General features: G+C 72.6%; 13 protein-coding genes and 1 pseudogene. 6 read left to right on the forward strand and 8 right to left on the reverse strand.

Features of this window, described 5'->3' with window-relative positions; translation table 11 throughout:
* The 3 genes from P1P70_RS22605 to P1P70_RS22615 form a co-directional block, all read right to left on the reverse strand.
* Positions 1–423 (reverse strand): STAS domain-containing protein (locus tag P1P70_RS22605; protein ID WP_319240570.1); only part of this gene is annotated, 423 nt, incomplete at its 3' end.
* 171 nt (positions 424–594) lie between these two features.
* Positions 595–822 (reverse strand): hypothetical protein, encoded by a 228-nt coding sequence (locus tag P1P70_RS22610; protein WP_319240572.1) that lies wholly within the window; start codon positions 820–822, stop codon positions 595–597.
* A gap of 94 nt (positions 823–916) precedes the next feature.
* Positions 917–1939, reverse strand: coding sequence for a Ppx/GppA family phosphatase (locus P1P70_RS22615; protein ID WP_319240574.1), 1023 nt, complete (start codon positions 1937–1939; stop codon positions 917–919).
* Between the two features lie 166 nt (positions 1940–2105).
* On the opposite strand from P1P70_RS22615, the pseudogene P1P70_RS22620 reads away from it, so the two are divergent.
* From P1P70_RS22620 to P1P70_RS22640, 5 genes and pseudogenes are all read left to right on the forward strand, one after another.
* Positions 2106–2627: pseudogene (locus P1P70_RS22620) on the forward strand (GNAT family N-acetyltransferase); the annotation flags it as partial.
* 202 nt (positions 2628–2829) lie between these two features.
* Positions 2830–4323, forward strand: a complete 1494-nt coding sequence (locus P1P70_RS22625) for an ABC transporter substrate-binding protein (protein WP_319240576.1) — start codon at positions 2830–2832, stop codon at positions 4321–4323.
* A gap of 299 nt (positions 4324–4622) precedes the next feature.
* Complete coding sequence (locus tag P1P70_RS22630) at positions 4623–6101, forward strand: ABC transporter permease subunit (protein WP_319240594.1); 1479 nt, start codon at positions 4623–4625, stop codon at positions 6099–6101.
* Positions 6098–7459 (forward strand): MDR family MFS transporter, encoded by a 1362-nt coding sequence (locus tag P1P70_RS22635; protein ID WP_413471524.1) that lies wholly within the window; start codon positions 6098–6100, stop codon positions 7457–7459. Before P1P70_RS22630 ends, P1P70_RS22635 begins: the two co-directional genes overlap by 4 nt.
* A gap of 9 nt (positions 7460–7468) precedes the next feature.
* Entirely contained in the window at positions 7469–7963 is a 495-nt protein-coding gene (locus P1P70_RS22640) for a GNAT family N-acetyltransferase (RefSeq protein WP_319240581.1), read from the forward strand.
* Positions 7964–8053: 90 nt separating this feature from the next.
* Here P1P70_RS22640 and P1P70_RS22645 read toward each other — a convergent pair whose 3' ends face one another.
* The 4 genes from P1P70_RS22645 to P1P70_RS22660 form a co-directional block, all read right to left on the reverse strand.
* A complete protein-coding gene (locus P1P70_RS22645; RefSeq protein WP_319240582.1) occupies positions 8054–10909 on the reverse strand; it encodes an NHLP bacteriocin export ABC transporter permease/ATPase subunit in 2856 nt (951 codons plus the stop codon).
* A 1-nt stretch (position 10910) separates the two neighbouring features.
* Positions 10911–13076 (reverse strand): NHLP family bacteriocin export ABC transporter peptidase/permease/ATPase subunit, encoded by a 2166-nt coding sequence (locus P1P70_RS22650; protein WP_413471525.1) that lies wholly within the window; start codon positions 13074–13076, stop codon positions 10911–10913.
* A 68-nt stretch (positions 13077–13144) separates the two neighbouring features.
* A complete protein-coding gene (locus P1P70_RS22655; protein WP_319240586.1) occupies positions 13145–13951 on the reverse strand; it encodes an HlyD family efflux transporter periplasmic adaptor subunit in 807 nt (268 codons plus the stop codon).
* A gap of 86 nt (positions 13952–14037) precedes the next feature.
* Complete coding sequence (locus P1P70_RS22660; protein ID WP_319240588.1) at positions 14038–14253, reverse strand: type A2 lantipeptide; 216 nt, start codon at positions 14251–14253, stop codon at positions 14038–14040.
* Positions 14254–14961: 708 nt separating this feature from the next.
* On the opposite strand from P1P70_RS22660, the gene P1P70_RS22665 reads away from it, so the two are divergent.
* Positions 14962–16413, forward strand: coding sequence for a S1 family peptidase (locus P1P70_RS22665; RefSeq protein WP_319240590.1), 1452 nt, complete (start codon positions 14962–14964; stop codon positions 16411–16413).
* Between the two features lie 167 nt (positions 16414–16580).
* Here P1P70_RS22665 and P1P70_RS22670 read toward each other — a convergent pair whose 3' ends face one another.
* Entirely contained in the window at positions 16581–18728 is a 2148-nt protein-coding gene (locus P1P70_RS22670; protein WP_319240592.1) for a SpoIIE family protein phosphatase, read from the reverse strand.
* Positions 18729–18872: the final 144 nt, after the last annotated feature.

Genomic DNA, 18872 nt, shown 5'->3' on the forward strand with positions numbered 1-18872 from the left:
GTCCGGGAGCGGTGGGAAACGGCCCAGCAGACCGGCGGCGCGCAGCAGTCGGTGGATCCGGGGCTGGTCGGAGACGAGACGGAGCCGCCCGCCGCGCGACCTGGCCGTGGCCTCCGCTCGGCACAGCACGCGCAGCCCGGAGCAGTCGAAGAAGACGACGTGGCGCAGGTCGACGAGCACGTCCGGCGGGGCTGCCCCGGTGGCGGCGGCCGTCAGATGCTCGGCGAGGGACCCCGCCGACGCCATGTCGATCTCCCCCGAGACCACCACGACGACGAAGGGGCCGGTCCGACGGGTGCGGGCGTACGGATTGTCCGCCGCCGCCCCGGACGGGGCCCCGGATCCGGACGCGGCCCCGGATCCGGGCTCGGGGGCCGTGTCCTCGGGGTGAGGGGCGGCGCGGTCATGGGCATCCGGCGTCATGGCGGCTCCACCTTGTCAGGGGTAGGGCGCATTGGATCCGGTTAGCTACCCCGGCGCGGAGCAGGCCATCCCTTTCGCGCCCGGCGCAAGATCTACGACACCCGAAAAGGTGAATTGTCGCCACCCGTCTTGACTTTCGGGGGGACTGTTGTCGGCCGCGTCTCCGGCGAACTAGTCGTGGTGCGACTCCTCCTGGGCCCGCTCGTTGGGTGTGATCGCGTCGCCTGCCTCGCCGTCGTGACGACGGGGCCTTGAGTCGGTGACGTCCGTCTCGGCCCGCTCCGCCTCGCGCAGGATCTCGTCGAGGGCGGTGTCGGGCTCGTCCTTCCCGCCGCGCCGGTCGTGCTTGCCTTGCTTGTCGTGCGTGTTGTCCCGGCTCTGCTCGTCGTGGTGGTTCATGGAGGACTCCTTCCGGGGCGGTGAGGGGAGTTGGGGCGAGTCGAATCAGGTCGGGTCGTATCAGGTCGGGTCGGGTCGGGTCGGCCGGGTGCGGTCAGCGGGCCGGTGCCGCGATGCGCAGGGGCACCGCGCCCGGCGTGCTCGCACCGGCCGACCCGGTCGCTTCGACGTCCCGCGTCACCTCCGACCACCAGGCCGGGCCGTCCTCGATGTGCCGCAGCAGGACGCCCTCGCGGATCGCCCAGGGGCAGATCGTCACGCTCTTCAGGCCGGCGAGCTTCATCGTGGTGTGCCCGACCAGCGCCCCGGCCAGGCTCTGGGTCGCCCGGGGCGCGGAGATGCCCGGCAGCGCGGACCGCTGGGCCGCGGGCAGGGCGGCGAGACGGGTGATGGCTTCGCCGAGGTCCGCGCACCGCAACTCCCGTTCCACGAAGGGACCGTGGCGGCCCGGTGCGGATCCGCACAGCCGGGAGAGCTGCTGGAAGGTGCGCGAGGTCGCCACGGCGGTGCGCGGTCCCTCCCACCGGATGCGGGCCGAGACGTCCCGGAGCTGGTGACGGACCTTCCGGCGCAGCGCCTTGATGCTCTCCGCCGACGGCGGGTCCTGCCCGTGGAAGAACTCGTGCGTCAGCCGGTTGGCGCCCAGCGGCAGCGAGGCCACGAAGTCCGGCAGCCGTCCCCGCCCGAAGGCCACCTCCAGCGAGCCGCCCCCGATGTCCAGCAGGGCCAGCGGCCCCGATCGCCAGCCCATCCACCGCCGCGCGCCGAGGAAGGTGAGTTCGGCCTCCACCTCGCCGGGCAGGGTGCAGATCGGCACACCGGTCTCCGCGCGCACGGTGCGCAGCACCTCACGGCAGTTCGGCGCGGACCGCACCACTGCGGTCGCGAACGCCAGTGGTGTCGACGCCTTCCATCTCTCCGCCGTGCGTGCCGCCGCCGTGACCGCCCGGCACAACCGCCGTACGGCCTCGTCGGGCACCTCACCCCCGGGCGGCACCTGCTCGGACAGCCGCAGGCGCCACTTCGCGGTGTGCACCGGCAGCGGCACACCCCCCTCGGCGTCCGCCACCACGAGTCGTACCGTGTTCGATCCCACATCCACCACGCTCATCCGCATGACCTCCGGAGTACCCGGTAGTCGCGTCAACACGCGTGTCCCGTACGGCGGCCGGTGGCACACCGTCGCATCCAGGCCGCCCGCGCGCCGCGGTAGCACCACCCGCCGAAGGGTCTGCAGACCGCCCCTGATCGAAATGATCAGACTAATTGCATATGATGTGCAGGTGCAGGACTACGACATCAGGGTGGCGGGGCCCGAGGACATCGACGGCGCGCGGACGGTGATGCTCGACACCGTCTACCGGGACTTCGGCACCGGCTATGTGCCGCGCTGGCACGGCGACATCATCGATCTGCGGGGCGCGTACGTCGACCCCGACCGCCATGTGCTCCTGGTGGCGGTCGACGAGCGGGACGGTGCGGTCGTTGCCACGGGCGCGCTGGACTCGCGGGGGCCCGCCCATCCCCCCAACCCCCGTTGGCTGGCCGAGCGTTACCCGTCCGGGGAGACCGCGCAGCTGCGCCGGGTGTACGTCCGTCCCGAGCACCGGCGGCGTGGGCTGGCCCGGCGGCTGGTCGCCGCGCTGCTGGACTTCGCTGCGGCCGACGGCGGTTACCGGTCCGTGTACCTGCACACCGACCCCGCGGTGCCCGGCGCCGAGGACTTCTGGCGTTCGCAGGGCGAGGCCGTGTGCGACGAGCGCGAGACGACCGGGGAACGGGTGGTGCACTTCGAGGTCCCGGTGTCGGTATCGGCCTCGGTGCCAGTGCCAGTGCCAGTGCCAGTGCCAGTGCCAGTGCCAGTGCCAGTGCCGGAACCGGTGTCGGTGCCCCGTGGGCGGCACCGCCTCGCCGACTAGATGACAATCATTGTCATGTAGCCTGCGTGATGCCCCACCCCGTCGTTCCGTTCCGCCGCCGCCCGCTCCCCACAGAGAACCAAGGACCATGCGCTCTCCCCGTCGCCGTCGCGCCGTCGCCGGCCTGCTCCTCGCCCCCCTGCTGACCGGCTGCTTCGCCTCGGACGGAGGGACCACCGACGACGCCTCCGGCGACGGCTCCCGACTGCGCGTGGCCCTCGCCTTCCCGCCCGCCGAGAACTTCTCGCCGTACGGCGCCGACGCCACCCTCCTCAGCCGGCTCGGCGTCACCGAAGGCCTGACCAAGCTGGACGCCAACGGCGTCCCGGCCCCCGCGCTCGCCGAGTCCTGGACCCGCGAGAACGACCGGAACTGGCTCTTCACCCTGCGCGAGGCCACCTTCCAGGACGGCGGCGACGTCACCCCGGCCACCGTCGCCACCGCCCTCACCCGGGCCACCGAGGCCGAGCCGGTCACCGCCGCGCTCTCCGGCATCAGCCTCACCGCGAAGGCCGAGGGCGACCGCCAGGTGCGCGTCACCACCGAAAGCCCGGACCCCGCCCTGCCGCTCAGGCTCACCAGCCCCGGCCTCGCGATCCTGTCCGCCAAGGCATACGGCGGCAAGCGCGTGAACCCGGTCGGCACGGCCACCGGCCCGTTCGAGCTCACCAAGGTCACCGGCACCACCGCGGCCACCCTGGACCGCTTCGAGGACTACTGGGGCGGGCGCGCCCAGGCGAGCGGCATCGACGCCAAGTTCATAGCCGACGGCTCCGCGCGCACCAACGCCCTGCGCACCGACCAGGTCGACGTCGCCGAGGCCGTCCCTGTGTCGCAGGCCGCCACCCTCGACAAGGGCACCCGTCGCGAGACGGCCACCACCCGCACCACCAGCCTCCTGCTCAACACCAGGACCGGCGCTTTCAAGGACCCGAAGCTGCGGGCCGCCGCCCGCGAGGCCGTCGACGGCTCCGTCCTCGCCAAGGACGTGTACGAGGGCCACGCGGACGCCGGGGTCGGCATCTTCGGCCCCGCCGTGACCTGGGCCGCCGGCAAGCGTGTCGAACCGGTCGGCCGCGCGAAGGCCGCCGACCCCGACGGCACCTCCGTGACCATCGCCACCTACGACAACCGGCCCGAACTGCCCGAGGTCGCCCAGGTGCTGCAACAGCAGCTCAGGGAGGCCGGGTTCGAGGTCAAGCTGGAGGTCCGCGAGTACTCGCGGCTGGAGAGCGACGTTCTCGCAGGCAAGTTCGACGCCTTCGTCGGCGCCCGCAACTCCCTGCTCGACACCGGTGACCCCGTCACCATCCTGGCCAGCGACTTCACCTGCGACGGCAGTTACAACCTCGCCCTGCTCTGCGACAAGAAGGTCGACCGTGCCGTCGCCGCCGCCGAGAAGGAGTCCGACACCGCCAAGCGGCAGCAGGCGGCCATGAACGCCGAGGCGGCGATCCTCGCCACCGACGCCACCGTCCCGCTCGTCCACCAGCGGATCATCACCGGTGTCGACGCCTCCGTGCGGGGCGTGATCCTCGACCCGTACGAGCGCACGCTGGTCGGCACGGGGACCCGGCGCTGAAACGGGCACTCTGGCGAGCCCTGCTCGCCGCCGGCCTGCTGTGCGGCATCGGCCTGCTGCCGTGGCTGTCGCGCACCGACCCGGCGCTGACCGTCCTCAAGGCACGCTCCGCCGAACGCGACCCGACGCCGGAGGTCCTGGCCGCCGTACGCGACGAACTCGGCCTCGACGCGGGTCCCTTGAGGCTCCTGGGGGAGTGGTTCGGCGGGCTGGCGCGCGGTGACGCGGGCCGGTCGTGGATCTCCGGCGCCGAGGTCACCCCGTCCGTCCTCCAGGCCCTCGGCGTCTCCCTGCTGCTGATGGCCGCCGCGCTTCTCGTCGCGGCGGCCACGGCCGCGGCGGTTTGCGCCCGCACGTTGTGGCTCGGCGCGCACCGCCGTCTCGACGACCGCCGAGGCGGAGGCAGCGGTGCCGCGATGCTCGCCGCGCTGCCCGAGTTCCTCACCGCCTCCGTGCTCGCCGTCGTCGTCGGGGTCCACCTCGGGTGGCTGCCCGCGCTCGGCTGGTACGGGCCGCGGTGGATGGTGCTGCCCGCCCTCGCCCTCGGCCTGCCCGCCGGCGCGCTGCTCGGCCGGATGCTCGACGACCTGTTGCCCGGTGCCTTCGCCGAGCCCTGGGCGCTGGCCGCCGCCGCGCGGGGCATACCCGGGCGGGCCACCGCCCGCCACGCCGTACGCCGCTGCGTACCCGGACTGCTGCCCAACCTCGGCCTGTTCGTGGTCGGCCTCACCGGCGGTGCCGTCACCGTCGAGCAGGTCTTCGACATACCCGGCCTCGGCCGCACCACCCTCCAGGCCGCCCTCGCCCAGGACCTCCCCGTCCTCCAGGCCGGCACCCTCGCCCTCGTTCTCCTCGCCGCCGTCGCCGGGGCCCTCGCCCGCCTCGCCGTCCACCGCCTCATCGGCCCCGCCCTGCGCGACGGCGCGCTCCACTCCCTGCACCGGCCCGCACCACCGGCCCCGAGCCGCGCCCCCCTGCTGCACGGCGGCCTCCTGCTGGCGGTCGTCGGGCTCGGCCTGACCCGCGACCCGCTCGCCCTCGACACCGGGGCCCGGCTCCAACCCCCTTCCTGGGCACACCCGTTGGGCACCGACGCGCTCGGGCGTGACCTCCTCGCCCGCATCGGTCACGGCGCCTTCACGACCCTCGCCCTGGCCGTCGCGATCAGCGCCGCCGCGCTGCTGACCGGTGTGCTGCTCGGGTTGCTGCCCCGCTTCTCCGGGCCCCTCGTCGACACCGTCAACGCCGTGCCCGCGGTCCTCGCGGGTCTCCTCGTCGCCGGAGTGGTCGGCGGCGGAGCGGCGACACCCGCGCTGGCCGTGGCCGCCGTCGCCTGGGTGCCCCTGGCCGCGCACACCACGGCCCTGCTCGAACAGGAGCGGGCCACGACGCACATCACGGCCACGAGGGGGTTGGGCGCCGACGACGCGTATCTGCTCCGCCGCGAGCTGCTGCCCGCCGTGCTGCCGCCCGTCGCCCGCCACGCCCTGCTGCGCCTGCCCGGCGTGGCCCTCGCCCTGACCACCCTGGGCTTCCTCGGCCTCGGCGCGCAGCCGCCGGATCCGGAATGGGGCCTCCTCCTCGCCGAGAACCAGCCCTACGCCGAACGCGCTCCCTGGGCCGTCCTGGCCCCCGCCACCGCACTCGCCCTCCTCGGCGCGCTCGCGGTCACGGCGACGGGCGGGGTGCGCCTGCCACGCCTGCCGCGCCGTCCGCTCGCCGGTGCCGCACACCGACCCGAGCCCGCCGCCGCCCCCACCGTCAGAGAGACCGGATGACCGAGCCCGACCAGCACCCGACCGCGAAACCCGCGGGGCGAACGACCGCGGAGAGGACCGAGAGAAAACAGGGAGCGCGCGAGGTGGCCGGGGGCGGCGCCGTCAAGGTGTCGCGGCGCGGAACCTGGGCGAAACTCAGCCCTCTCCTGCGGCTGCTGATCCTCACCCAACTCGCCTTCAACATCGGCTTCTTCGCGGTGCTGCCGTTCCTCGCCGAGCACCTCGGCACGGCGATAGGCATGGCCGGCTGGATGGTCGGCTTCGTGCTGGGACTGCGGACCTTCAGTCAGCAGGGGCTGTTCGTGGTCGGCGGTGCGCTCGCCGACCGGTACGGCGTACGGCCCGTGGTGCTGGCCGGGTGCGTGCTGCGGATCGCCGGGTTCGTGTGGCTCGGGTACGCGGACGAGGACTGGTCGGTCATCGGGTCGGTGCTGCTGATCGGGTTCGCCGCTGCCCTCTTCTCCCCGGCCGTCGAGTCCGAGGTCGCCCGGCAGGCGGTGGTCTGGGAGGAGTCGGGCGGCGGGCCCCGTACCGGCGTGCTCGCGCTGTTCACGGTGGCGGGGCAGGCCGGGGCGTTCGTCGGGCCGTTGATCGGCGCGTTGTTGCTGGCCGTGGACTACCGGGTGGTCTGCCTCGCGGGCGCCGGAGTCTTCGTCCTGGTCCTCGCCGGGCACTTCCGGCTGCTGCCGCAGCACATCCCGGGGCGGGAGCGCGTCGAGGTGCGGGGCGGCCTCGGCGGGCTGTTGCGCAACCGGCGGTTCCTCGCGCTGTGCTGTGCGTACGGCGCCTACCTGCTGGCCTACAACCAGCTGTACCTGCTCCTGCCCGACGAGGTGGAGCGGGCCACCGGGTCGCAGGCGGCGCTGGCCTGGCTGTTCGGGTTGTCGTCGCTGCTGGTCGTGGCGGCCCAGCTGCCGGTGACACGGTGGGCGGCCGGGCGGCTCGACCTGCGGCGGTCCATGGCCGGCGGGTTGCTCCTGATCGCCTCCGGATTCGTGGTGGTGGGCCTGGCTCTGCCCGCGGAGTGGACGGGCACGGCGGGACTGCTGCCCGCCGCCGCCTTCGTGATCCTCCTGACACTGGGGCAGATGCTGGTGGCTCCGGCGGCTCGCGCATGGGTGCCCGATCTCGCCGTGGAGGGCCGCCTGGGGCTCTACACCGGGGCGATGTCCTCCGTGTCCGGCCTGATCGTGCTGGTGGGAAGCGCGGCGGCGGGAGCCCTGATGGACGCCCGTCTGCCGGCCCCCGTCCCGTGGCTGGCCCTCGCCGCGGTGCCGGTCGCCTCGGTCCTCCTCATCCCGGGGCCGGCGCCTGCCGGGCGGAAGAAACCAGGTGCCCTCGGCGCTCCCTCCGACTAGGGTCGCGCGATGCCCGAGTTGCAACGGCTGTGTGCCGAACATGCCGCGGCGGTCCTGGACTTCGAACTGGCGAACCGTGCCTACTTCGCCGCCTCGATCCCCGACCGAGGCGATGCGTTCTTCACGCAGTTCACCGACCGATTCCACGCCCTGCTGGCCGAGCAGGAGGCCGGTGTCTGCGCCTTCCACGTGCTCGTGGCCGAGGACGGCTCGGTACTCGGCCGGTTCAACCTGGTCGACATCGAGGACCACTCCGCGGACCTCGGCTACCGAGTCGCCCAGCACGTCGCCGGCCAGGGCGTGGCGACGGCGACCGTACGGAAGCTGTGCGGGTGGGCGGCGACCGAGCACGGCCTGCGCACCCTGCGGGCGGCCGTGGCCCACCACAACGCCGCCTCCCGGAAGGTGCTGATCAAGGCCGGGTTCGTGCCCGTCGGTCCGGCCGACCCGGAACACCTCAGCGGTGGGACGGGCACCTGGTACGAGCGCGACCTCTTGCTCTGAGCGGCGCGCATCCGGCCCTTCAAGGGGCGCGGGGAACTGCGCGAACGGGGTCCGGGGCGGAGCCCCGAAAACGGACGGGCAGGGGGCCGGTCAGGCCATCTGGCGGCGGACCAGCTCGTGCAGCCGCCCCGCCGGGTTCGCCAGCAGCTCGCCCGGTGCCCCCACCTCCGCCACCTTGCCGTCCTCCATCACCACCACGCGGTCCGCGTCCATCACCGTGGACAAGCGGTGGGCGATGACGATCCGCGTGGCGTTCAGGGCCCGCGTGCTCTCGATGACCGTGCGCTGGGTCTCGTTGTCGAGGGCGCTGGTGGCCTCGTCGAAGAAGAGGACCCGGGGCCGACGGATCAACGCCTGCGCGATCATCAGGCGTTGCCGCTGTCCGCCGGAGATCGCGCCGTTGCCCTGGACGATGGTGTGCAGGCCCATCGGCATGCGCTGGATGTCCTCCGCCAGGCCCGCCATCGCGGCCGCCGCCATCGCCTCCTCCGGCGTGTACGGCTCGGTGCCGCAGATGACGTCCAGGATCGAGCCGGTGAACGGCTGGGCGTGCTGCAGCACGACCCCGCACTGACGGCGTACGGCGGACTGGTCCAGCGCGCCGAGGTCCTGACCGTCGTACAGGACGCTCCCGGAGACAGGCTTGTCGAAGCCGATGAGCAGGCGCAGCAGCGTCGACTTCCCGCAGCCGCTCGGGCCGACGACCGCCACGAACTCCCCGGGCGCCACGGAGAAGGACACGTCGTCCAGCACGAGCGGTCCGTCGTCGGCGTAACGGAAGGAGACCCGGCGGGCCTCCAGCGCGCCGGACAGCACGCCCGGCCGGGTGCTCCCCGTGCGGACCTCCGGCGTCGCCTCCAGCACCGGCTTGATCTCCTCGAACAGCGGCAGCACCGCCACCGCCGACACGAACGCCCCCGTCAGCTGGGTCACCGACGTCAGCAGCATCGTCACCGAGGTGTTGAAGGTCAGGAACTCCGCCGCCGACATCGAACCCCGCGCCGGACCCGCCAGCAGCATGAACATCAGCAGGGTGCACAGCGGCAGATACACCGTCCCCAGCACCGTGTTGAGGTTCTTGATGCCACCGACCTTCTGCTGCAGCTCCCGGCTGCGCGCGAACTCGCCCGCCCACGCCGCGTAGGCGTAGTTCTCGGCGGCCGCCACCCGGAGCTTCGGCAGACCCCGCAGGGTCTGGAATGCCTGGTTGTTCAGCTTGTTGCCCAGCACCACCAGCCGGCGCTGCCAGCGGACCTGCCAGAGACCGAGGCCCAGGAACACCGCCGCCACGACCACCAGCATGCCGATCGCCGCCAGGGCCATCGGGACGCTGAACCAGAGCAGCAGGGCGAGGTTCACCGCGCCGACCGTCACCGACTGGGCGACCACAGGGCCTACGCCCGCCAGCGTGCGGCGGATCGCGCTGATGCCCATGGCGGCGCTGGCCAGTTCGCCCGTGGACCGCGAGGTGAAGAACTTCGTCGGGAGGCGCAACAGCCGGTCCCACACCGCCGGTTGCAGCGTCGCCTCGATACGGCCCTCCAGCCGGAGGATCGTCAGGTTCTGCAGCAGCAGGAACGCCGCCGACACCACGCTCGCCAGCATGATCGCCAGACAGACCTGCACGATCAGGTTCTCCTGGGCCTTCGGCACGTACTCGCCGAGGATCCGGCCCGTCGCGATGGGGACCAGCGAGCCGAGCACGACCGTCACCAGCCCGCTGAGCAGCAGGCCCGTCATGTCACCGCTCGTCCCGTGCAGGCTGAACCGCATCAGGCGCAGCGGGCTCAGCACCCGTTCGGGCAGCGGGCGGTAGAACATCACGGCACGCGGCTCGAACTCGGCCGCGTTCGCCTTCTCGATCGGTGTCTCCCGGCCGGACGACGGCTGAACGGCCACATATCCGCCGCGCCGCCACAGCAGCGCCACCGGCGCACCCGACAGCGCCCGGTGCCCGACCAGCGGGCCGACGTTCTCCCGCCACCAGCTCCCGGCGAGGCGTACGGCACGGACACGGACCCGGGAGGCGAGCGCGATGCGCTCCACCGGGTCGAGCCGGTCGCTCTCGGTTCCGCTCTGCGCCGGTTCGGACAGCGAGATCCCCGCCGCCCGGGCGACGAGCCCGCAGGCGGCGTACGTGGCGTCCGCGTCGGCCGCCGTCGTACGCCGGTTCGCGGACGACTTGCCGATGGAGGCGAGCAGGGTGCGGTCGGCCTGGGCGCGTACCGCCTCACCGGCCTTGATCCCGGCGGCCGTACGGTCCTCGTGGGTGCGCTCCAGCTGCTCGATCCAGCGGTCCAGCGTGGCCAGCAGCCGGTACTGCTGGTCGACCATGCTCTGCCAGACCCCCGGGTCCATCAGCAGATCGGCCGCCGCCTGAGCGCCGTACAGCGAGCCGTACTGGACGCTGCCGGGCGGCACCCGCATCCAGAACACGTCGTCGTCGGTGGGCGCGGCGGCCTGCTCGGTGGCCATCGGTGCCTGGAAGAGGATGGACAGGCCCCGGCCGACGCCCAGGGCGAGGGCGTATTCGAGGGGGCTGGTCTGCGGGGGCACGAGCTGCGGGTTGCCCCATTCGTCGTACGACCAGGTCTCGGTGCCCCCCTGCTGGTACAGCTCCCGCAGTCCGATGCGCCGGACCACGCAGTCGCGCAGTGGGCGGGCGACCAGGGTGTGCTGGGGCCCGGCGACCGGGCCGAGCAGCAGCGCACCCGCTTCGAGGCGGCCCAGATGGTGCCAGTGGCCCTGCTGGCCGGCGTCGACCGCGAACAGGTCCAGGGCACCGGAGGCCACCAGCCACAGTGTCTGCGGGCCTTCGAGGTCCAGGCGGGTGTGGCCGGCGCAGTCGAGGGGGGTGCCCATCGCGCCGAGCGCACCGAGGACGAGGTCGCCGTCGTAGCCGCCCTGACCGCCCTGACCGCCTTGGCCCTCGTGCACGGAGGTCATCTCAACGCTCCCTGACCAGCTGGGCGTACGCGCCGCCGCGTCCCACCAGCTCCTCGTGCCGGCCGCGCTCCACGATCGTGCCGTGCTGCAGGACGACGATCTCGTCGCTGTCGCGGACGGTGGAGAGCCGGTGGGCGATCACCACACAGGCGCAGCCGCGCTTGCGCAGGTTGTCCATGACGGTGAGCTCGGTCTCCGCGTCGAGCGCGCTGGTCACCTCGTCGAGGACGAGGATGCTGGGCCTGCGGACCAACGCCCGCGCGATCTCCAGGCGTTGGCGCTGGCCGCCGGAGAAGTTGCGTCCGTCCTGCTCGACCCTGCTGTGGATGCCGCCCGGGCGGCGCGTCACCACGTCGTACAGGGCCGCGTCCCGCAGCGCCTCCACGACGGCCTCGTCCGGGATCGAGGGGTCCCACAGGGCCACGTTGTCGCGGACCGTGCCCTCGAACAGGAACACCTCCTGGTCGACGAAGGAGACGGAGGCGGCCAGAGCCCCCCTCGGGATGTCCTCCAGGCGGCGTCCGTCGATGCGGATCACGCCCTCCCACGGGGTGTAGAGGCCAGAGATCAGCCTCGACACCGTCGACTTGCCGCTGCCGGAGCCGCCGACGAGCGCCACCTGTTGCCCCGGGCCCACGGTGAGGTCGAAGCCGGTGAGCAGGGGCTTGTCGAGGGGGCTGTAGCCGAAGGTGATGTTCTCCAGCTCGACGTGGCCGTTCAGCCGGCGCGTGGACTCGGCGGCGTCCGGGCGGGCGTACAGCGGGTCGGCCTGGAAGTTCTCCACGTCCTTCAGCCGGGCCACGTCGGCCGCGAAGTCCTGGATCCGGCCCGCCACCCCGTTGAGGCGGGTGAGGGGCGCCGTGAACCGGGTGACCAGCGCCTGGAACGCGACCAGCAGGCCCACGGATATATGGCCCTCGACCGCCCGCATGCCGCCGATCCAGAGGATGAGCGCACTGTTGAGCGTGGCCAGGGTCGGGGCGACCACCCCCAGCCAGGCGCTCGGCACCCCGAGCCGCTGCTGCTCCTCCAGCGTGGTGGCGTGCTGCCCGGCCCACTTGCGGAAGTAGCCCTCCTCGCCGCCGGTCGCCTTCATCGTCTCGATCAGCTGGAGCCCGGTGTACGCCGTGTTGGTGAGCCGAGCGTTGTCCGCGCGCAGCTTCGCCGTACGGGTCGCGCGCAGCCGGATCACCACCCGCATCGCCACCACGTTCAGCAGCGCCACCCCGATGCCGACGAAGGTGAGCTGCGGGTCGTACGTGTAGAGGAGCACGGCGTAGAGGACGACCACGACCGCGTCCACACCGGCCGCCGCGAGATCCCGGGCCAGGGTCTCGGCCACCGCGTCGTTGGACTGGAGCCGCTGCACGAGGTCGGCGGGGCTGCGCTGGGAGAAGAAGGTGACGGGCAGCCGCAGCAGGTGCCGCAGGAAGCGGGCGCTGGAGAGGGTGGAGGAGATCAGTCGGCCGCGCAGCAGGTTGGCCTGCTGCAGCCAGGTCAGCAGGACCGTCAGTAGCACGCACGCGCCCATCGACGCGAACAGCACGCCCAGCAGGGAGGTCTGGCCGCCGATCAGGAACATGTCGATATAGGTGCGGCTCAGCGCGGGGACGGCCGCGCCGACCGCCACCAGCAGCAGGCTGGCGAGGACGGCGGCGGGCAGGGTGCCGGAGGTGCCGCGCATCCGGGCGGGCATGGCGCCGAGGACACCGGGCCTGCGTCCGCCCCTCTCGAAGGCGTCGCCCGGCTCCATGACGAGGACGACACCGGTGAAGCTTGCGTCGAAGTCCTCCATGGGCACGAACCGGCGGCCCTTGCCGGGGTCGTTGATGTGGACGCCGCGCCGGCCGAAGCGGCGGCCCATGCCGTCGTAGACGACGTAGTGGTTGAACTCCCAGAAGAGGACGGCCGGTGCCTTCACCTCGGCGAGGGCGGCCACGTCCATCTGCATGCCCTTGGCGGTCAGGCCGTAACTGCGGGCCGCCTTCAGCAGGTTGCTGGCGCGCGAGCCGTCCCGGGAGACACCGCAGGCGATGCGCAGTTCCTCCAGCGGGATGTGCCGTCCGTAGTGGCCGAGCACCATGGCGAGGGACGCGGCGCCGCACTCCACGGCCTCCATCTGGAGGACGGTCGGCGTACGCACGGTCTTCTGCCTGCCCTTGGGCACGGGGCGCTTCGACGGGGCTGCCTTGCGTCTGCCGCGTGCGGGCGGCCGGGCGGTGTCCTGGGACGCGGTCACGGCAGCAGCCAATCGATCGGACGCTCGTCGGCCAGCCGGATCGACGCCGTGGCCATGGTCATGGAGGTCAGCTCGAACGGCGGCCCGTCCTGCGAGGACCACTCGTAGCCCGACTCGGTCGACGCCTCGCGGTCCAGCCGTACGGTGACGGCCACGGGTCGGCCCTTCTTGGTGAACTGCTCGCCCAGCTGGGTGTCACCGAGGAACGCGCCGATGGACTGCGGGGTCTGCGCGGTGCGGTCCACCTTCTTCACATGGCCGCGCAGCACGCCGTACCGCTGGGTGGGCGCCGACTGCACGGTCAGGTCCACCTCGGCGTCCTTCGGGATCGAGGCCGCGTTCTCGGCGGGGACGTACACCGTCGCGTAGAGCGGGTCGTCGGCGTCGGCGACCTTCTCGACGGCCGCGACGTTCGCGCCGGTCTGAATGATCTGGCCGATGGTGGCCGCGAGCGCGGAGACCCGGCCGGCCGCGACGGACCGTACGACCTGCTCGCCGTCGGCGGTGGCGACCTTCAGGACGGGAGCCCTGGCGGGCAACCGCTCACCCTGCTTCGCGAGGACGGCGGTGACCTGCCCGGCGACCGGGCTCTGGAGGACGTAACTGCCCTGCCCGTGGGTGAGGACGGCGGGCGCGCCGACCGTGGAGGCGACGGAACCCGTGACGGCCCATACGGAGGCGGCGGCCATCGCGACCACCGTGACGGACAGCACCAGCCAGCCCTGGGGGCGGGCGAAGCGCACCGGGAGGTCGAGTTCCTCCGGTGACTGGAGCTTGGCGAGGGCCTGTTGGCGGAACTGCACGGGACTTCCCTTGTAGGGCTTCAGGGCACCCCGAGAGTCCCGGAACCTGTCAGGTGGTTCCGGGACTCAGCGGCACTGGGGGCCGATCAGATGCCGGCGACCAGGCTGGTGACCGGGGCGGTGTTCAGACCGGTGACACCCTCGACCGTGCCGACGGCCGTGTTGACCAGGCCGGAGACCGGGGCGATGCCGTCCACCAGGCCGGTGACGGTGCCGACGGCGTTGACCGAGAGGCCACCGGAGACGGCGTCGAGGGCGGCGTCCGAGATCTCGGCGGTCTCAACCTGGGGGGTGGAGTTCATGATGGAACTTCCCTTCGTATAGCTATTCATAAGGGGGGAGCGGCCCCCTTCTGGGGACAGAACGACGGCCGCGCACGTGGGTGCCCACTTCTCGTCACCGAGAGCCGGCTGCTCCCGTCCGACGAGAGCTCGGCGGCCCCCGCGGTGCGATGGATATAAGCAGATCGCCGCCGTGCGCATCCAATCAACATGGCCTCCCACCAGCGCACTTGGTGACCATGACGGTTCATTGGTGCAGGCTCGGGCACGGCTTGGGGGCAGCTTCTTCACATGGATCGCGGCATCGTCATACGCCTTTGATTGCCTGCCGGAAAACGAATTGGACAGTCCCTCCTCAAAGGCGCGGTACGCGAATCGCGCGTGTGCAGAACTGCCACCGGCCGTGACCCCGCCGGGTATTCGGTGTGGAGATTCCCTGAAGCCGGTTTCCCGATCACCGGCGTCGACGGACCGCTACCGGGCGGTGGCCGAGTGTGTCCAGGAGGGGGCGGTCCGCCGGTGTCACAGGGTTCCCACAGGCCGCTCGGGCGGGAAGTCGTGAAATGGCAGGCGAACGGGGGGCGTAGCGCGCTTTGCGAAATGGAATATCGGAATCTTTTTGCGGAGCGTTGAACACCCCCTCGGAACCATCCGTACCAACTGGCAACCAGGCGCCCCCAGTTCACCCGCCGGACGGCGGTACGGACCCCGTCCCCAGGAGGTCAAGAGTTGAGTCACAAACGAGCCACCAAGCGCAAGGCGTACATAGCCGCAGGCGGCGTGGCGGCGCTCGGCGCGGCAGCCCTCATCCTGCCGAACGCGATGGCGTCGCAGACGGACGCCAAGGGCGCCGCCCCGAAGACGCTCGCCGCGAGTGACGCCTCGGATCTCGCCTCCCAGCTGCAGGACTTGCTCGGTGACGCGTTCGCAGGCGCGTATTACGACTCGGGCGAACAGCGCCTCATCATCAACGTCATCGACGGTCTTCAGATCGAGGGCGACGACAACAACGTGATCATCCAGGCCCAGGAGGCCGGCGCGGAGGTCCGTGAGGTCGAGAACAGCTGGTCCGAGCTGCTGAAGGGCGCGGCCACGCTGAAGGAGGAGGCCACCGTCCCCGGCACCGCCTGGGCGATCGACCCGCGCACCAACAAGCTCCAGGTCACCGCCGACTCCACGGTCACGGGCGAGAACTGGGACACCATCGAGTCGACGGTCAAGTCGCTCGGCGCGGACATGGCGACCATCAAGAAGTCCGCCGGCACCTTCAAGCCCTTCCTGGAGGGCGGCGACGCCATCTTCGGCGGCGGCGCCCGCTGCTCGGCCGGCTTCAACGTCGTCAACGCCGAAGGCGCCCCGGCCTTCCTGACCGCCGGTCACTGCGGTGTCGCGGAAGCCGAGTGGTCCGAGGAGGAGGGCGGCGCGCCGATCGGCACGGTCGACGCGGCGACCGCCACGTTCCCGGGCGCGGGCGACTTCGCCCTGGTCAACTACAACGACCCGGCGACCCAGGCGGCCAGCACGGTCGACCTCGGCAACGGCCAGACGGTCGACATCAACGCGGCCGGCGAGGCGGCGGTCGGCCTCCAGGTCTTCCGCATGGGCAGCACCACCGGGCTCGCCGACGGCCAGGTCACCGGCCTCGAAGCCACGGTGAACTACCCCGAGGGCACGGTCACCGGTCTCATCCAGACCGACGTCTGCGCCGAGCCCGGCGACAGCGGCGGCTCGCTCTTCACCGAGGACGGCCAGGCCATCGGTCTGACCTCCGGCGGCAGCGGCGACTGCACCGTCGGCGGCGAGACCTTCTTCCAGCCGGTCACCACCGCCCTCGCGGCCACGGGCGCCACCCTCGGCGACGCCGGCGCGGGCGCCGGTGAGGAAGCCGCCGGCGGTGCCGCCGCCGGTGCGGGTGAAGAGGCCGACGGTGGCGCCGCCGCCGGAGCCGGTGAGGAGGCCGACGGCGGTGCCGTGGCCGGTGCCGGTGAGGAAGAGGGCGCCGCCGCGGCGGGCGCGGGCGAGGAAGAGGGCGCCGCAGCCGCCGGTGCCGGCGACGCGGGTGCCGTGGCCGGTGCGGGTGACGAGGCCGCGGCCGCCGGTGCGGGCCAGGAGCACGAGCAGGGCGTCGGCGACCAGGGCGTCGGCGACCAGGGCGTCGACGAGCAGGGCGTCCAGCAGTAGGCCAGCGCCACCGAGTACGTGGACGACGGCCCGGGATCAGCGGCCACTGGTCCCCGGCCGTCGCCCCACGCCCCACCCGTCGGCCCCGCCACAGCGGTTCCGGCCGGCAGGTGGCACGGTCCGGCCCTCCGGCGGGAGGGCCGGACCGCATCGCGTCGGGCGCGGCCTCACCCCGTGGAGCGCCCCGTCGCCCGGAGCAGCAGCAGCGCCACGTCGTCCGCACGCTCCTCCGCCGCCTCGGTCTCCCTCACCAGACAGTCGGCCAGCGCGTCCAGCGGCCGCTCCCCGGTCGTCGACAGCCGCTCCCCGAGATCCGCCAGCGCGTCCTCGATGTCGACGCCCGGCGACTCGATCAGCCCGTCCGTGTACAGGGCCAGCACCGAACCCTCCGTCAGGGCCACCTCCGTCGTCGGGTACGTGGCCGCCGCGTCGATGCCCAGCAGCGGACCGCCCGCGAGGTCGAGCACCCGCACCTTCCCGTCCGGCCGGCGCAGCAGGGGCGGCGGATGCCCGGCCCGCGCCATGACGGCCGTCCCGTGCTCGGGGTCCAGCCGCAGGTACAGACAGCTGGCGAACAGTTCCGAACCCAGGTCGATCAGCAGCCGGTTGGTGCTGCTCATCACCTCCTCCGGTGTCTGCCCGACGGTCGTGTACGCGCGCACCGCCGTACGGATCTGCCCCATCAGCCCCGCCGCCGTCACGTTGTGGCCCTGCACGTCCCCGATGACGGCGGACGCCCTCCCGTGGGAGAGGACCAGGTCGAAGAAGTCGCCGCCGATGTCCATGCCACGGGTGGCGGGCAGATAGCGGGAGGCGGACTCGATGCCCGGGATGGACGGCAGCGAGTGCGGCAGCAGCGCCTTCTGGAGCCCGTGCGCCACCTGGTGCTTGGCGTCGTACAACAGCGCCCGTTCCAGCGCCTGGGCGATGAGGCCGCTGAGGCTGGTCAGCACCGCGCGCTCCTCGGCCGGGAACGGGTGCGGCTCCGCGTACCCGAGGACCCAGATGCCCACCGGCCGCCCCGAGGCGATCAGCGGGATGTACGCCCAGGCGCCCAGCCCGTCCGGGGTGTCCTGCCGCAGCGGGTAGAGATGCTCCAGCTGCTGGCGGGACTCGAAGAACGCGGGTACCCCCGTGGTCAGGGCGTGCGCCCCCGGCATCGCCGCGGTGAGCGGCATCCCGTCGAAGCGCTCGACGAGGTGCGGGTCGGAGTAGCCGCGGTGCCCGAGCACATGCAGCCGCCCGGCGCGTGAACCGAGCATCACCAGGGCCTGGCTGCCGATGGCCGGGGCGATCTCGTCGGCGACCAGCTCCACCACGTCCTGCACCCCCACCGCCTCGGTGAGCGCGCTCGCCAGCGCCAGCACGTGGTGGATGGTCACCAGCCGGCCCGGCCCGTGGTCCTCCTCCCGCGCCGCGTGCTCGGCCTCGGCGACCGCCCGGGCCCGGGAGATCCGTACGCTCAGACCGTTGCTCCCCGGGTAGAGCCGGAAGGACAGCCAGTCGCTCGGCGGTCGCAGCGCCACGAACGAGGTCACGTGCTGGCTCATCAGGGCCGCCCGGTAACGGTCCTCGTACGCGGGATCGTTGAGCCACGGCACGGACGCCCACAACTGGGTGCCCAGCAGGCCGCTCACCGGGATGCCGAGCAGTTCGGCCGTGGCCGCGTTGGCGAAGGTGATCCGCCCGTGCAGATCGAGCGCGCACATCCCGTACGGCAGCCGCGCCACCATCCGCGCCGCCTCCACCGTGCCGAGCGTCCCCGCGACCGTGGTCGTCGACGGCGCCGACAGGTCCGGCTCCGGCAGCACCGGCCGGCCCTCCTCCTCGGCGCGCCGCAGCCGCATCGCGAGCCGGTCGCAGGCCGACGTCAGCTGGTCCCGCTCGCGCTCGCTGAGCTCCGGCGGGTGGGAGCCGGGCCAGGTCAGGAAGACGGCGCCGTAGGTGGTGTCACGGGTCGCCACCGGCAGCGCGGCCAGGGCGAACGGGTAGGGCAGGACCACGGCGATCCGGGGATAGCGGCGGGCCATCTGCTCCTCGCCGCTGACCCACACCAGCCGCCGCCCCCGTACGGCCTCGGAGACCGGGATCGGCGAGTTCAGTCCGACCCGTTCCCACGGCGCGGCGAACGATCTCGGCAGCCCCGCCATGACCGCCATCTCCAGGACCGGCTCGTCCGGCGTCAGCAGGTACACCGCGCCGGAGTGGGCCTGGACGTCGTCCATCATCGCGGCCAGCGCCAGCGACAGCAGCGGATGGCCGACGCGTCCCGTCTCGACGGTCGTCCGCGCTCCTGACGCGTGGACGTCGGACATGCCGACCACCTCCTCGCACGACCGTGCGACAGACCCCAGGGTCAAGGCTCCCCCCTGGGGGCCGCCCGCGCACGGCGAGCGGCGTGCCGCGGACCAACCCCCTTACCTGTCCCTTATCAACACTCCCAGCCCCCAAAAAAAGGA

The organism is Streptomyces sp. MB09-02B (assembly GCF_033794485.1).
Classification (GTDB): Bacteria; Actinomycetota; Actinomycetes; order Streptomycetales; family Streptomycetaceae; genus Streptomyces.

Bases quoted from the DNA above. Each gene is read 5' to 3' on its own strand.
- P1P70_RS22610 (WP_319240572.1), bottom strand. From the start codon at position 822: ATGAACCACCACGACGAGCAGAGCCGGGACAACACGCACGACAAGCAA.
- P1P70_RS22615 (WP_319240574.1), bottom strand. From the start codon at position 1,939: ATGCGGATGAGCGTGGTGGATGTGGGATCGAACACGGTACGACTCGTG.
- P1P70_RS22625 (WP_319240576.1), top strand. From the start codon at position 2,830: ATGCGCTCTCCCCGTCGCCGTCGCGCCGTCGCCGGCCTGCTCCTCGCC.
- P1P70_RS22630 (WP_319240594.1), top strand. From the start codon at position 4,623: ATGGCCGCCGCGCTTCTCGTCGCGGCGGCCACGGCCGCGGCGGTTTGC.
- P1P70_RS22635 (WP_413471524.1), top strand. From the start codon at position 6,098: ATGACCGAGCCCGACCAGCACCCGACCGCGAAACCCGCGGGGCGAACG.
- P1P70_RS22640 (WP_319240581.1), top strand. From the start codon at position 7,469: ATGCCCGAGTTGCAACGGCTGTGTGCCGAACATGCCGCGGCGGTCCTG.
- P1P70_RS22645 (WP_319240582.1), bottom strand. From the start codon at position 10,909: ATGACCTCCGTGCACGAGGGCCAAGGCGGTCAGGGCGGTCAGGGCGGC.
- P1P70_RS22660 (WP_319240588.1), bottom strand. From the start codon at position 14,253: ATGAACTCCACCCCCCAGGTTGAGACCGCCGAGATCTCGGACGCCGCC.
- P1P70_RS22670 (WP_319240592.1), bottom strand. From the start codon at position 18,728: ATGTCCGACGTCCACGCGTCAGGAGCGCGGACGACCGTCGAGACGGGA.